We start from the raw sequence: 13,720 nt of genomic DNA, 5'->3' as shown, positions 1-13,720 counted from the left end.
GTCCTGATGTGACGTATTGCGTGTCAGTGCTGCGCGGGTACAACGAGTGTCAGGCTGCATTTCCGTAACCGGTCTTGTTGAATCGATGCTGCCGACTCGGACCTGTGTATAAACCGCACCCGAAGACCTCGTTCGTTCATCGGACTGTCCGGTGCCCGGGGATCAGCCGGTACACCGTTTGGACGTCCATTTAGTTAGTCAGGTTCTCTCCGGGGTGGTCTGACCTGTTGTCTACCGCTTCGCGCTGACGTTGGAACGAAACCTTGCTTTCAGGCCGTGTGGGTTTGCCGGTGCATCGGATGGTTCAGGCAGGCGCAGGGGTCGTAGTCCACATCGTGCGCCAGCATCGCCCAGATCTGTCGGGCATGCTTGTTGGCGATGGCCACGATCACCTTGCCGAAGGGCATGCGCCCGTCGAGGGAGCGGATCCAGCGCTGTTCGGGCGTGGCCTTCTCGAGGGTGACCGCCTTGGCGCGTTGCAAGCTACTGCGTGCGCCCTGAATCAGCAGCGTGCGCAGGTACGCATCGCCCCGACCGCTGATCTCGCCCAGTCGCGCATGCCCGCCGCTGGAGTGTTGTACGGGCACCAGGCCCAGCCACGCTGCCATCTGTCGTCCCTGCCTGAATTCGCGAGCGTTGCCCACCGTGGCCACCGCCGCATCGGCGGTGAGTGCACCGATACCGGTGACGACGCGCAGTCGGACACACTGCTCGTCCTGACGCGCGTGGGCTTCGAAGGCCAATGCCCGGCACACTCTGCAAGGAGTTGCTCAGGCCGCGGGCCGGCGACTGCTGCGTCTTCTGTTCCTATGGCACCGTCGAGTGCCCGCCCGTCCAAGCCGCGGGTTCGGCGACCGGCTGCTGCGGCTGACTCCTGCTCCGAGCGGACTCGCGCCTCGCGTCTCTTGATCGCACGCCATCCCGCTGCGTTGTACCCGCTCAGGCGCCAACGCTCCCTTCTGCCTGCTTCCTCGCCAGCGCCGTCAGCAAGGCCCGCAGCGCGGCCGGCTTTACCGGCTTGTGCAGCAGCGGGTAGCCGAGCGCGCGGGCGCGCTGTTTCAGCTCGCTGCTGCCGTCGGCGGTGATCAGCGCGGCGGGCGGCAGCGGGTCGCGGACGGCGCGCAGCTGCTGCAGCACCTGCAGGCCGTCGACGCCTTCGGTGAGATGATAGTCGGCGAGGATCAGGTCGACCGGGCCACGGCACAGTTCGGCGGCGGCGGCGGTTGCATCGCGGGCGGTGCGGCAGTCCACGCCCCAGCGACCGAGCAGGGCGCGCATGCCGTCGAGGATGGCCGCATCGTCGTCCAGGCACAGCACGGTGAGCGGCAGCTGTTCGTCGCTGCCGCCGCGGCGCACCACCTGCCGGCGCGGCGGCGCGGCGATGGCGCGCGGCACGATCACCGCGAAGCAGCTGCCGTGGCCGGGGCGCGAGTGCAGGTCGAGCCGGTGGTGGAGCATGGTGGCGATGCGGTCGCAGATCGACAGGCCCAGGCCCAGTCCCTTCTCGCCCCACGGCGAGGGCTGCTCCAGCCGCTGGAACTCGCCGAAGATGCGCGCGCGCTGTTCGGCGGCGATGCCGGGGCCGGTGTCCCACACTTCGACGCGCACCTCGCCGCCGGTACGCCGCGCGCCCAGCAGCACGCTGCCGCGCTGGGTGTAGCGCAGCGCGTTGGAGAGGAAGTTCTGCAGCACGCGACGCAGCAGTTGCGGATCGCTGCGCACGGCGAGCCGGGTGGGCGCCACGCGCAGGCGCAGGCCGCGTTGCTCGGCGAGCACCGCGAACTGGCCTTGCAGCGATTCGAACAATTCGGCCAGCGCGAAATCGCCGATCTCCGGCTGGTAGCTGCCGGTGTCCAGGCGCGAGGTGTCGAGCAGGGCGTCGAGCAGGTCTTCGGCGGCACGGAACGCGACATCGATGCGTTCGGCCAGCTGCCGCGATTCCGCGTCCAGCGCCGGCTGCTGGCGCAGCGCGGAGGTGAACAGGCGCGCGGCGTTCAGCGGTTGCAGCAGGTCGTGGCTGGCGGCGGCGAGGAAGCGCGTTTTCGAGGCGTTGGCGGCCTCGGCGGTGCGCTGCGCCTGCGCGGTGGCGACCAATGCCTCGCTGAGCTCGGCGGTGCGCTGCTCCACGCGCTGCTCCAGCGTCTCGTTCGCCTCGATCAGCGCCTGCTCGGCGCGCTTGTACGCGGTGACGTCGGTGTAGGTGGTGACGTAGCCGCCACCTGGCAGGGCGCGGCCGCGCATCTCGATGGTGCTGCCGTCCGCGCGCACGCGCTGGAACACGTGGGGCGTGCCGGCGCGCAGGTGGGCGAGTCGCTTGGCGACCTGCGCGGGCGCCTCGCCGGGGCCGCATTCGCCATGCTCGGCGTTCCAGTGGATCAGCTCGGCCACCGGCACGCCCACGTAGACCATGCCGTCGGGGTAGCCGAACAGTTCCAGGTAGCGCCGGTTCCACGCCACCACGCGCATCTGCGCATCGACCACGCTGATGCCCTGCGAGACGTTCTCCAGCGTGGTGGACAGCAGTTCGCGGTTGAAGCGCAGTTCCTGCGAGGCCTCGTCCATCAGCGCCATCGCCTCGGCGATGTCCAGTCCCGAGCCGGACAGCACGCCCATCAGGATGCGCCGCGCGCTGGCCGTGCCCACCGCGCCGGCGAGCAGGCGCTCGGTGTGCTGGATCAGCGCGCGCTCGGCCGCCTCGCCCGGCTGCAGCGGCTTGCCGCTGCGTTGCGCATAGTCGTCGAACGCGCGCTGGGCGCCGCGCACGCCGATGATGCGTTCGGCGATGGTGCGCAGGTCGGCCACCCGCACGCGGCCGCGCCAGTCGCCCGCGCCGACGCGGCTGGTCGCATGCAGGTCGACGAACATTGCCGCGTGCAGCCGTTCCTCCAGGCTGGGCCGCCAGCGCAGCGAGACGAACACCAGGCAGGCCACGTTGACCAGCAGCGACCAGAACGTGCTGTGCAGCACCGGATCCCAGTCATGGGTGCCGAACAGTGCCTGTGGCCGCAGCCAGGACAGACCCAGCGGGCCGTGCTGCAGCCATGGCGCCGCGTGGTTCATCGCCGGCAGCAGCAGCGTGTAGATCCACAGGGCGAACCCGGCCAGCAGGCCGACGACCACGCCGCGCCGGCTGGCGCCGCGCCAGTACAGCGCCGCCACGATCGCCGGCGCGAACTGCGCCACCGCCGCCAGCGACAGCAGGCCGGTCGCCGCCAGGTTTTCCACGTCCGCGGCCAGGCGGTAGTAGGCATACGCCATCAGGGCCAGCACCACGATCGCGCAGCGGCGCACGCGCAACAGCAATCGCGACACGTCGTTGCGCTGCTCCAGCCGCAGATGACGGATGCGCAGCAGCAGCGGCATCGCCAGGTCGTTGCTGACCATGGTGGACAGCGCCACCGCCGCCACGATCACCATGCCGGTGCTGGCGGAGAAGCCGCCGAGGTAGGCCAGCAGGGCCATGCCATGGCTGCCGTGCGCCAGCGGCAGGTTCAGCACCCACGCGTCGGGCGCGCCGTCGCGCACGGCGGGCAGCAAGCTGCCGGCCGCCACGATCGGAAGCACGGCGACGCTGACCACGGCCATGTACCCGGGGATCAGCCAGCGCGCACGGCCGAGATCGTTCACGTCCTCGCATTCCACCACGCCGATCTGGAACTGCCGCGGCAGGCAGAACATCGCGCAGAAGGCCAGCACCGCCTGGGCGATGAAGCTGGGCTGCACGACCTGGTCCACGTGCTGCAGCGGCAGCGCCAGCACCGCCTGCGGATCGGGCGCATGCCAGTACGCGTAGAGCGCCAGGACGGCGAAGGCCAGCAGCTTGATCAGCGATTCCAGCGCGATCGCCAGCATCAGGCCGTGGTGGTGTTCGCTGGCGTCGATGCTGCGCGTGCCGAACAGGATCGCGAAGACCGCCAGCAGCAGCGCGCACCACAGCGCGGTGTCGCCGATCGGCCCCGATGCCGACGCCGTGCCCTGCAGTACCGCATACGACATCGCCACGCCCTTCAGCTGCAGTGCCAGATACGGCACTACCGCCACCACCGCGATCACCGCCACAAGGGCCGCCAGCCCGTGCGACTTGCCGAAGCGCGCACCGATGAAGTCGGCGATCGAGATGATGTTGCGCCGGGCGGCTACCCGCACCAGGCGCCGCATCAGGCCGAAACCGAACACGAACAGCAGGATCGGCCCCAGATAGATCGGCAGATAGGCCAGCCCGGAACGCGCGGCCGTGCCCACCGCGCCGTAGAACGTCCACGAGGTGCAATAGGTGGCCAGCGCCAGCGCGTACACATAGGGCCGCAGGCGCGGCTGGCGCGGGTACAGCGGACGATGGTCGCCCAGCCAGGCCACGCCGAACAGCAGCCCCACGTACAGCAGCGATACCAGCAGCAGCAGCCAGCCGGCGATCAAGCACCCTCTCCCAGCTTCGGTGATGCGAACCGCCGCTTGTGCGCGGCGGCGCCTGTCCGTCAGCATGCGCGCATGCAAGCCATCGACGGATTCCTGCCCGCGAAAGTAGCAGAGCCCCTGCATGCTGACGAGATTCACGTCTGGCGCCTGCGCCGCCCCCGGGGTGCGGGGCGCGCACCGCTGCTGGGCCTGCTCGCGGCCTACCTGGACATCGAGCCGGCGGCAGTGCGGCTGGTGGCGGGCGAGCACGGCCGTCCCGCCCTGGACCCCGCCCACGGCGACACGCTGGACTTCAACTGGTCGCACAGTGGCGAGCAGGCACTGCTGGCCGTGGCGCGCGGCATCGCGCCCGGCATCGACCTGGAGCTGCGCCGCACGCGCGCCAGCGCGCTGGAGATCGCGCAGCGCTTCTTCACTGCCGACGAAGCCGCCTGGCTCGCCACGCTGGACGAAGGCGCGCGCCACACCGCCTTCCTCGAACTGTGGACCGGACGCGAAGCGGTGCTGAAGGCGCTGGGTCGCGGCCTCGCGTTCGGGCTGGACCGGCTGGCGATCCGCAGTGACGCGACGGGACTGGGGCTGCTGTGGCTCGACGGCGAAGATCCCGCGACCTGGCAACTGCAGCGGCTGGATGTCGGCGCCGATGCGTTCGCCGCGCTGGCCTGGCGCGGTGCGCCGCGGCGCATCCGTCGCTTCGCGCTTGCCGATGCGACGTGATCGGCGCAGTGTTGCGTTCCCGTTTCCCCCATGACGATCCATCCGCCATGACCCTGCTCAGCGTCAACCTCAACAAGATCGCCGTGCTGCGCAATTCGCGCGGCGGCCACGAGCCCGACATCTGCCAGGCGGCGCAGACCTGCATCGAGAACGGCTGCGGTGGCATCACCGTGCATCCGCGGCCGGACCTGCGCCATGTGCGCCCCGACGATGTGCGCGCACTGGCCGCGATGTTGCGCGGGCGGGTGGAATACAACATCGAGGGCAACCCGTTCGCCGCGCCGCGCGGCGACTATCCCGGCCTGCTCGCGCTGGCGCGCGAGGTGCGTCCGTCCCAGGTGACCCTGGTGCCCGACGGCGACGGCCAGATCACCTCCGACCACGGCTTCGACCTGGCGCGCGACCTGGACCGGTTGCGCCCGCTGGTGGATGAGCTCAACGCGATCGGCAGCCGGGTCAGCCTGTTCGTGGATGCCGGCAGCCAGGATTTCGCGGCGGCGAAGGCGATCGGCGTGCAGCGCATCGAGATCTACACCGGTCCCTACGCCGAGGCGTTCGCCGAGGGCGAACCCGACGCGGTGCTCGCGGAATGCGCCGCCACCGCGCGACAGGCGCAACAGGCGGGGCTGGCGGTGAACGCGGGGCACGACCTCAGCCAGGCGAACCTGGGCACGTTCATGGCCGCGATCCCGGGGCTGGCCGAGGTATCGATCGGCCATGCGCTGATCGGCGAGGCGCTGTACGAAGGCCTGGCCACCACGGTGCGCAACTACCTGCAGATCCTGCGCTGAGCCATATCCGACGGTCGCTCCTGATTCCCACAAACGCCAACCCCCGCACGAAGCGGGGGTTGGCGCGGGTAACGCTGTTGTCCGACGGTCGCGGGCTTACTGCTCGCTGTCGGTGAATCCGATCTTGACCAGGTTGTACTGCTTCGCGTCGGCCAGCACGGTAGCGACGTACTGGTAGGCGGTGGCATCCGCGGCCTTGATCTGGATTTCCGGCTGGTTGGTCTGCTGGGCGATCACCGCGAACTGCGCCTTGAGGCCCAGTTCGTCCACCGGCGTGTCGTTCCAGTAGAACGCGCCGCTCTGGTCGATCTTGAGGTTGATCGGTTCCGGCGGGTTCGTCGGCGGGGTCTGGTTCGGATTCGGCTGCGGCAGGTCGATCTTGACCTTCAGCAGCGGAATCGGCGCCGTCACCATGAAGATGATCAGCAGCACCAGCATCACGTCGATCAGCGGCGTGATGTTGATGTCCGCCATCGGGCCGCCCGAGGTCTTGGTGGAAAAGGCCATGGTTGCTTACTCCTTCGCCGGCGCGGTGGTCATGAAGCCGACGTGCACCATGCCCTGGCCCTTGGCGTCGCTGATGACCTTGCGCACGGTCTTCCACTCGATCGCCTTGTCGGCACGGATCTGCAGCTCCGGCTGCGGCGACTTCTGCGCCGCCACCGCAAGCTGGCTCTTCAGCCCGGCTTCGGTGACCGGCTGATCCTGGAAGTACATCGAGCCGTCGTCCTTGATCGCCAGATCCAGCGGCGGGGTTTCCGGCGCCTTGTCCTCGGTGCTCTTCGGATTCGCGATCGGCACCGTGATGGTGACCGGATGGGACATCAGCGGTGCCGTGATCATGAAGATGATCAGCAGCACCAGCATCACGTCAGCCAGCGGCGTGACGTTGATTTCCGAAACCGGACCGCCGGTATTGCCTCCGACGCTCATTGCCATGGATCAGGCCCTCACTCGACGCGCGAACCGGTCGCGAAGAAGTCGTGCAGGTCGTGCGCGAACTCGTCGAAACGGGCAAAGATGACGCGGTTCGACCGGTTGAAGAAGTTGAACGCGAGCAGCGCCGGGATCGCGGTGAACAGACCGATCGCGGTCATGATCAGCGCCTCACCCACCGGGCCGGCCACCGCGGTCATCGAAGCGTTGCCGCTGGCGGCGATGCCTATCAGGGCGTGGTAGATGCCCCACACGGTACCGAGCAGACCGACGAACGGTGCCGACGAACCCACCGTGGCGAGCAGGGTCTGGCCGCCTTCGAGGCGCAGGCTCTCGCGGGCCACGGCCTGGCGCAGCGCGCGGTCGACGAACTCGGAACGGCTCAGCGACTCGGCCAGGCCACCCTTGTTGGCCTGCTGGTGGTGGGCGACCGCCGAGGCGGCGTCCAGCGCGATCTTCGAGAACGGTTCGCCCTTGGGCTGGGTTTCCAGCTCGCGGATCGCGTCCTGGGTGGACGGGTTGTTCCAGAAGCCGTTGATCACGCCGTCGGCGCGCGACTTCACCAGGCCGTTGCGGATGCTGTTGGCGATGATGAAGTACCAGGACAGGAAGGACATCACCACCAGGGTGACGAACACAACCCAGCCCAGCCAGTCGAAGCCGTGGGCGAGGTTGGCGAAGCCCATCTGCTTCATGGCTTCGGCGTTGGAGTTGCCCGCCACTTGGGCGGCATCGGTCGGTGCAGGAGTCTGTAGGAACATAACGCTACCCTTGGGAAGTCAAGCGTGAACTGTAGTGACTGTAACGAGGATTACAGGTTGTTGAGGTTGAAAGTGACCGGAACGCGTGCGTAGCCTTCCACCTTCTTGCCGTTCTTGACCTCGGGATTGAAGCGCCACTTCTGTGCCGCATCGATCGCCGCGCGATCAAGCTCGTGGTATCCGCTGGACTTGTCGACCTTGATGTCCTTCGGCGAACCGTCGACACCCACCAGGATCAGCAGGATCACCGTGCCTTCATGGCGCTGGCGAATGGCCTGCGGCGGATAACGCGGCTGCATCCGGCTGTTGTAGCTCAGATCCTGGCCGGCGCTGATGTCGGCCGGAGGAGCCGGCGGTGCCGGGGGAGCCGGAGGCGCGGCAGGTGTCGCGTTCTGCGACACCTCCTCCACCGGCGGCGGCGGGGTCGGCGGCGGCGGAGTCGGCGGCGGGATCACCTGCTTGATGATCTTCGGCGGCGGCTGCTTGGGCGGTTCCGGCGGCGGCGGCGGCGGTGGGGGCGGAGGCGGAGGCGGTTCGATGAAATTCACCTGCACGATCTGCTCTTTCTTCTCGTGCTTCTGGCTGGGCGGCGCCATCGGCGCGAGCAGCACGAGAAACGCGAAGGCATGCAGGCCGATGGCGAATGCCAGAGCCCAGGTGCGCTTCCAACTGAACGTGTCGCGCTCAGTGTCGTGGATACTTGAGGCCATCTGTCACTATCTGGAGCTGGGAACGGAGAAAGCGTCACCGCCGGTCCGGCATGTCCCGTCTGGTATATGGACGGAACGCGCCGCTGGGTTACGCAGGGAAGGTTTCAACGGTACAACAGCGTCTGGCTTTTGTATAGCGCTTGCATGGCAGGCAGATGGACGTCCATCCGCTGCACGTTTCCTTGCTCGGCAATCACTTGCCCACGCCGGCCTTGCGCAGCCAGTCCTTGGCCTTGGCTGACGTAGCCGGATCCTTGGCGGCCTCCATCATGGCGGTGATCGCGCCGGGCTTGTCCTTCAACTCGCGATCCGCCTCGGCCAGCACCATGTAGGCCTCACCCTTGTGCTGGACACCCTTGCCGAGGCCCTGCGTGAGGTACTTCTTGGCTTCGGCGAACTTCTGGTCCTGGAAGTAGACGCGTCCCAGCGCCACATCGAGCTCGCCGTCGCTGGCCAGCGCCGCGCCCTTCTGGTAGTAGCCGATCGCCTTGGCGTCGTTCTCGCCGATCACCGAGGCGTCGCCGGCCAGCTTGTAGTTGGCGGCGCTGGGCTTGATCGCACCCTTGCTCACGCCGTCGTCGAAGGTGGCCAGTGCCTTGGCGCTGCCGCTCTTGGCATCGCCGCCGTTCTGCGCCTGCAGCAGGTAGGCCTTGACCAGGTTGATCCAGTCGCCCTCGTCCTTCAGCGCGCCGTTGGAACGCCCCTGTTCCAGCACCTTGATCGCGCCGGCATAGTCCTGCTGCTGCAGCAGGATCGCGCTGGCGTTGTGCAGCATGCCGCTGTCGGTGGGGTTCTTCTCGTATTCGTCGGTGGCCATCTTCGCCGCGTCGCCACCCTTGCCGGATTCGGCATAGCTGGCCATCAGGATCTGGTTCCAGGAATCCTGCGGCTTGTCGGTGAGCGACTTGGCCTTCTGGATCGCGGCGATCGCCTCCGGATACTTCTCGAGGCGGTAGTAGTCCATGCCTTCCAGCCCGTAGGAGTCCGCGGTTTCCTTCTTGCCCTCGGCGCGCCACTTGGCGATGGTGTCCAGCGAGGCCTGGTACTGCTGGTCGGCGGCGTAGAGCTGGGCCAGCTCGAACATCAGCTGGAAGTAGGTGTCGTTCGGCATCACGCCGATGTCGATCGCGCGCTTCAGCAGCGGAATCGCGCTCTTCACGTCGCCGGTGTTGTAGGTGACGTTGGCCAGGCCCTGCAGGGCGATCGCCTGGGCGTACTTGCTCTTGCTGCTGTCGACGATGGGCTGGAGGATCTGCTCGGCCTTGGCCTTGTCGCCGGCGTTCACCGCGTCGAGGCCCTCATTGAGCGCTTTCTGTTCCTTCTCGCTGGTCAGGTCGAGCTTCGGCGCGACGCGCGAGGTGTTCGGATACTGCACGGCCTGCTTGTCTTTCGATGCGCCCCCCGCATAGGCGGGAGCGGCGGCGAAGCTGAATGCCAGTGCGGCGCCGGCCAGCATCGTGAACAGGGGCGTGTGCTTCATGGCGGTCCTCGTTTCCGGGTTTTACGCAATGCATGGTGCGCAGGGGATCGTTGAGACTACCTTGTGCGAGGCGTGCGTGACAAGTTGCATTGCCGCAAGAAAGCTTCTGTCGGATCAATGACTTGCGCGGACATGCCCCATACGCCGCCGAATTGACCGACATTTTGCCGGGTTGCCTGGGCCGGTCGCGCCGGATCGCTGCAGCACGACTGTCGCCATATCGTGCATTAATACATTAGTGCATTGACCAAACCGGGCGACGCAGCGGCGCGGCAGGGCAGTGTCGTGCCCTGCCGCGAACGGCTTCAGATGTCGAGATTGGCCACCTTCAACGCGTTCGCCTCGATGAAATCGCGGCGCGGCTCCACCGCCTCGCCCATCAGCATCGAGAACATCTGGTCGGCCGCGAACGCGTCCTCGATGCCGACCTGCAGCATGCGGCGGGTCTCCGGATTCACGGTGGTTTCCCACAACTGCTCCGGGTTCATTTCGCCCAGGCCCTTGAAGCGCTGGATGGTGCGGCCCTTCTTCGCCTCGTCCAGCAGCCAGCCGCGCACCTCGGCGAAACGGGTGACGCCACGCGAAGCGTTGCCGCGGCGAACCACTGCCTCGGCCTGGACCAGGCCGGCCAGCTGCTGGCTGACGTGCAGGATCGGGCGGAACTCGGCGCCGGCGAAGAACGGCTGCGGCAGCAGCAGGGTATGGCTGAGGCCGTGCTGGTCACGCACCACCTCGATCGCCGCCGGCTGCTCGCCCTGCGCAGGACGCAGCGACAGCCGGTAGCGCGGCTTGCCCAGCCCGCTGGCGGCGAGGCGCTGCGCGATGCCGTCCAGCCAGGCCTGCATCGCGGCCGGATCGGCCCACAGCTCCGCCGTGATCGGCGTGTGCTCCAGCAAGGCCGACAACACGCTGGTGTCGAAGCGATGACCGAGGCGGTCGATCTGGTCCAGCGCAACCTGGTAGTCGCGCAGCAGCTTCTCCAGGGCTTCGCCGGTGATCGCGGGCGCGGCCGGATCGGCCACCAGTTCGGCGTTGTCCACCGCGCTGGAGATCAGGTAGGCGTTGAGCGCCGCGTCGTCCTTGAGATACAGCTCCTGCTTGCCCTGCTTCAGCTTGTACAGCGGCGGCAGGCCGATGTAGACGTGGCCGCGCTCGATCAGCTCGGGCATCTGGCGGTAGAAGAACGTCAGCAGCAGGGTGCGGATGTGCGAGCCGTCCACGTCCGCGTCGGTCATGATGATGATGTGGTGGTAGCGCAGCTTGTCCGGGTTGTAGTCCTCCTTGCCGATGCCGGTGCCGAGCGCGGTGATCAGCGTGCCGACTTCGGCGGAGGAAAGCATCTTGTCGAAGCGCGCCTTCTCCACGTTGAGGATCTTGCCCTTCAGCGGCAGCACGGCCTGGGTCTTGCGGTTGCGGCCCTGCTTGGCCGAACCACCGGCGGAATCGCCCTCGACCAGGAACAGCTCGCACAGCGCCGGATCCTTTTCCTGGCAGTCGGCCAGCTTGCCCGGCAGGCCGGCGATGTCCAGCGCGCCCTTGCGGCGGGTCATCTCGCGCGCCTTGCGCGCGGCTTCGCGGGCCCGCGCGGCATCGACCACCTTGGAGGCAATCGCCTTGGCCTCGTTCGGGTGTTCCAGCAGGAACTCGCCCAGCTTCTCGTTGACCGCCTGCTCCACCGCGGTCTTCACCTCGGAGGAGACCAGCTTGTCCTTGGTCTGCGAGGAAAACTTCGGGTCGGGCACCTTCACCGACAGCACGGCGATCAGGCCTTCGCGCATGTCGTCGCCGGACAATGCCACCTTGGCGTTCTTCGCCAGGCCTTCCTTCTCGATGTAGCCCTGCAGCGAGCGGGTCAGCGCGGCGCGGAAGCCGGTGAGGTGGGTGCCGCCGTCGCGCTGCGGAATGTTGTTGGTGAAGCAGAACATCGTCTCGTTGTACGAGTCGGTCCACTGCATCGCCAGCTCGATGGTGATGCCATCCTGTTGCGCGCTGAGGCTGATCACGTTCGGATGCAGCGCGGTCTTCAGCTGGGCGAGGTGCTGCACGAAGGACCTGATGCCGCCTTCGTAGGCGAACGTGTCGTGGCGCCCTTCCCCGCGCTCGTCGCGCAGGTCGATGGTGACGCCGGAATTGAGGAAGGCCAGCTCGCGCAGGCGCTTGGCCAGCACGTCGTAGTGGAACTCGATGTGGGTGAAGGTCAGCGGGCTGGGCAGGAAACGCACCGTGGTACCGCGCCGATCCGACGGAGCGACGACCTTCAGCGGATACAGCGGCTCGCCCAGCGAATATTCCTGCTGGTGTTCCTGGCCGTCGCGGTAAATCGTCAGCCACAGGTGTTCACTGAGCGCGTTCACCACCGACACGCCTACGCCATGCAGGCCGCCGGAGACCTTGTAGGAGTTCGCATCGAACTTGCCACCCGCGTGCAGCACGGTCATCACCACCTCGGCGGTGGAACGGCCCTCTTCCGGATGGGTGTCGACCGGAATGCCGCGCCCGTTGTCGTTGACGCTGACCGAGCCGTCGTCGTGGATGGTCACGAGCACGTGGTCGCAATAGCCCGCCAGCGCTTCATCGATCGCGTTGTCGACCACCTCGAACACCATGTGGTGCAGGCCGGTGCCGTCATCGGTGTCGCCGATGTACATGCCGGGGCGCTTGCGGACCGCTTCCAGGCCTTTCAGCACCTTGATGTTGCTGGAGTCGTAATGCGATTCGTTGGTGGGTTCGTTCATGCGAATCCGGTTCCTGATGGTGCGGCAGACGCGGCATGCAAGCCGTTGAGCTGCGGTGCAATCCTCGATTATAGCAGGGGCGTCATCCGGCCTTGTTCCACGTGGAACATGCGGTGGGGCAGCCCGCGCAGCGGTTCGGGCAAGCTGGTGCCGGTCACCAGCACCTGCGCCCCGCTTTCGGCAAGCTGGGCGATGACGGCGGCCTGATGATCCTCATCCAACTCGGAGGCCAGGTCGTCGAGGCAGATGATGGGCCAGTCGCCGTGCTGATCGGCATACAGTCTCGCCTGCGCCAGCATGCAGCCCAGCGCCGTGAGCTTTTCCTGTCCACGCGAAAGATGTTCACGCTGGGGCGCGTACGCAAAGGCCAGCGACCAGTCCGCCCGATGCGCCCCGATGCCGGTATGTCCACGAGCAAGATCACGGCCCCGCTGCGCTTGCAGCTGTTCGCGCAGATCCTGGTCTTCGGCCCAGCCGCGGCGATAGCGCAATTCCGGCTCCCCCAGTTCCGGCAGCAAGACGGACACACAGTCGTGGAGGTGCGTACGCAACCGTTCCAGGTAGGTGCGGCGCTGGTTGTCGATCCAGTCGGCGAGTCCCGCCAGCTCGGTTTCCCAGGGCGCGTAGAGCGGCGAGTCCGGTTCCGTCCCAGCCCGCAGCAGACTGTTTCGCTGCTTCAGGGCGCGCTGATAGCGGCGCCAGGTTTCCAGAAAGCCATGTTCCACGTGGAACACGCCCCAATCCAGAAAGCGACGGCGCTCCTCGGCACCACCCGCGATCAGCGCATGCGAGCCCGGCTCGAAGCAGGTCACCGCACACTCGGCAATCAAGTCAGCCAGACTCGTGCCCTCACCCTCCATGCGAGCTTCCCAGCGCGATCCTTCGCGCCCAAGCCCCAGACGAAGCAGACGATCACTGGACTGTCTCAATTCAGCGTACACCGACAGCCGCGCGGCGCCGCGCGCCAGCAAGGCATCGCGCGCCCCGCTGCGGAACGAGCGGGCGTGCGACAGCAGGAACACGGCTTCCAGCACGCTGGTCTTGCCCGCCCCGTTTGCGCCCACGAAGACGTTGAGCCCCGGCGCCAGCGCCAGCTCGACTTCGTGCAGGCAGCGCAGAGCCTGGATGCGTAGACGATCCAGCCTCATGCCGTGCTTCGCCCCAGGCAAGAACG

The 13,720-nt window shown here is 67.4% G+C and carries 11 protein-coding genes and 1 pseudogene; 3 read left to right on the top strand and 9 right to left on the bottom strand.

The window, feature by feature from the left end:
• Positions 1 to 269 precede the first annotated feature (269 nt).
• A pseudogene (locus tag ABQJ56_RS12930) lies at positions 270 to 725 on the bottom strand (transposase); the annotation flags it as partial.
• A gap of 17 nt (positions 726 to 742) precedes the next feature.
• Between ABQJ56_RS12930 and ABQJ56_RS12925 the strand changes: the two are divergent.
• The gene (locus ABQJ56_RS12925; RefSeq protein WP_437343428.1) at positions 743 to 871 is read left to right on the top strand and encodes a GDCCVxC domain-containing (seleno)protein; all 129 of its coding nucleotides are present in this window, start codon (positions 743 to 745) and stop codon (positions 869 to 871) included.
• 68 nt (positions 872 to 939) lie between these two features.
• On the opposite strand, the gene ABQJ56_RS12920 is transcribed toward ABQJ56_RS12925, so the two are convergent.
• Entirely contained in the window at positions 940 to 4,416 is a 3,477-nt protein-coding gene (locus tag ABQJ56_RS12920) for a hybrid sensor histidine kinase/response regulator (protein WP_367845421.1), read from the bottom strand.
• 72 nt (positions 4,417 to 4,488) lie between these two features.
• Between ABQJ56_RS12920 and ABQJ56_RS12915 the strand changes: the two genes are divergently transcribed.
• Positions 4,489 to 5,133 carry a 4'-phosphopantetheinyl transferase family protein gene (locus ABQJ56_RS12915; protein WP_367845420.1) on the top strand — a complete coding sequence of 215 codons (645 nt, stop codon included), beginning with the start codon at positions 4,489 to 4,491 and terminating at the stop codon, positions 5,131 to 5,133.
• A 47-nt stretch (positions 5,134 to 5,180) separates the two neighbouring features.
• Positions 5,181 to 5,924, top strand: a complete 744-nt coding sequence (locus tag ABQJ56_RS12910) for a pyridoxine 5'-phosphate synthase (protein WP_367845419.1) — start codon at positions 5,181 to 5,183, stop codon at positions 5,922 to 5,924.
• Positions 5,925 to 6,020: 96 nt separating this feature from the next.
• Here the strand turns inward: ABQJ56_RS12910 and ABQJ56_RS12905 are convergent, their stop codons facing one another.
• From ABQJ56_RS12905 to recF, 7 genes are all read right to left on the bottom strand, one after another.
• Complete coding sequence (locus ABQJ56_RS12905; RefSeq protein ID WP_367845418.1) at positions 6,021 to 6,431, bottom strand: ExbD/TolR family protein; 411 nt, start codon at positions 6,429 to 6,431, stop codon at positions 6,021 to 6,023.
• Positions 6,432 to 6,437: 6 nt separating this feature from the next.
• Positions 6,438 to 6,863: an ExbD/TolR family protein gene (locus ABQJ56_RS12900; RefSeq protein WP_367845417.1), complete on the bottom strand. Its 426-nt coding sequence runs from the start codon at positions 6,861 to 6,863 to the stop codon at positions 6,438 to 6,440.
• An 11-nt stretch (positions 6,864 to 6,874) separates the two neighbouring features.
• On the bottom strand, positions 6,875 to 7,621 hold the full coding sequence (locus ABQJ56_RS12895; protein WP_367845416.1) for a MotA/TolQ/ExbB proton channel family protein: 747 nt from the start codon (positions 7,619 to 7,621) through the stop codon (positions 6,875 to 6,877).
• 50 nt (positions 7,622 to 7,671) lie between these two features.
• Positions 7,672 to 8,331, bottom strand: coding sequence for an energy transducer TonB (locus ABQJ56_RS12890; protein ID WP_367845415.1), 660 nt, complete (start codon positions 8,329 to 8,331; stop codon positions 7,672 to 7,674).
• A 193-nt stretch (positions 8,332 to 8,524) separates the two neighbouring features.
• The gene (locus tag ABQJ56_RS12885) at positions 8,525 to 9,811 is read right to left on the bottom strand and encodes a tetratricopeptide repeat protein (protein ID WP_367845414.1); all 1,287 of its coding nucleotides are present in this window, start codon (positions 9,809 to 9,811) and stop codon (positions 8,525 to 8,527) included.
• 305 nt (positions 9,812 to 10,116) lie between these two features.
• Positions 10,117 to 12,546: a DNA topoisomerase (ATP-hydrolyzing) subunit B gene (gene gyrB / locus ABQJ56_RS12880; protein ID WP_367845413.1), complete on the bottom strand. Its 2,430-nt coding sequence runs from the start codon at positions 12,544 to 12,546 to the stop codon at positions 10,117 to 10,119.
• 68 nt (positions 12,547 to 12,614) lie between these two features.
• Positions 12,615 to 13,694 carry a DNA replication/repair protein RecF gene (gene recF, locus ABQJ56_RS12875; protein WP_367845412.1) on the bottom strand — a complete coding sequence of 360 codons (1,080 nt, stop codon included), beginning with the start codon at positions 13,692 to 13,694 and terminating at the stop codon, positions 12,615 to 12,617.
• Between the last annotated feature and the right edge of the window lie 26 nt (positions 13,695 to 13,720).

It is taken from the genome of Rhodanobacter geophilus (genome assembly GCF_040812275.1).
Lineage (GTDB): Bacteria > Pseudomonadota > Gammaproteobacteria > Xanthomonadales > Rhodanobacteraceae > Rhodanobacter_A > Rhodanobacter_A geophilus.
This window is presented reverse-complemented; position numbering and strand designations above follow the sequence as displayed.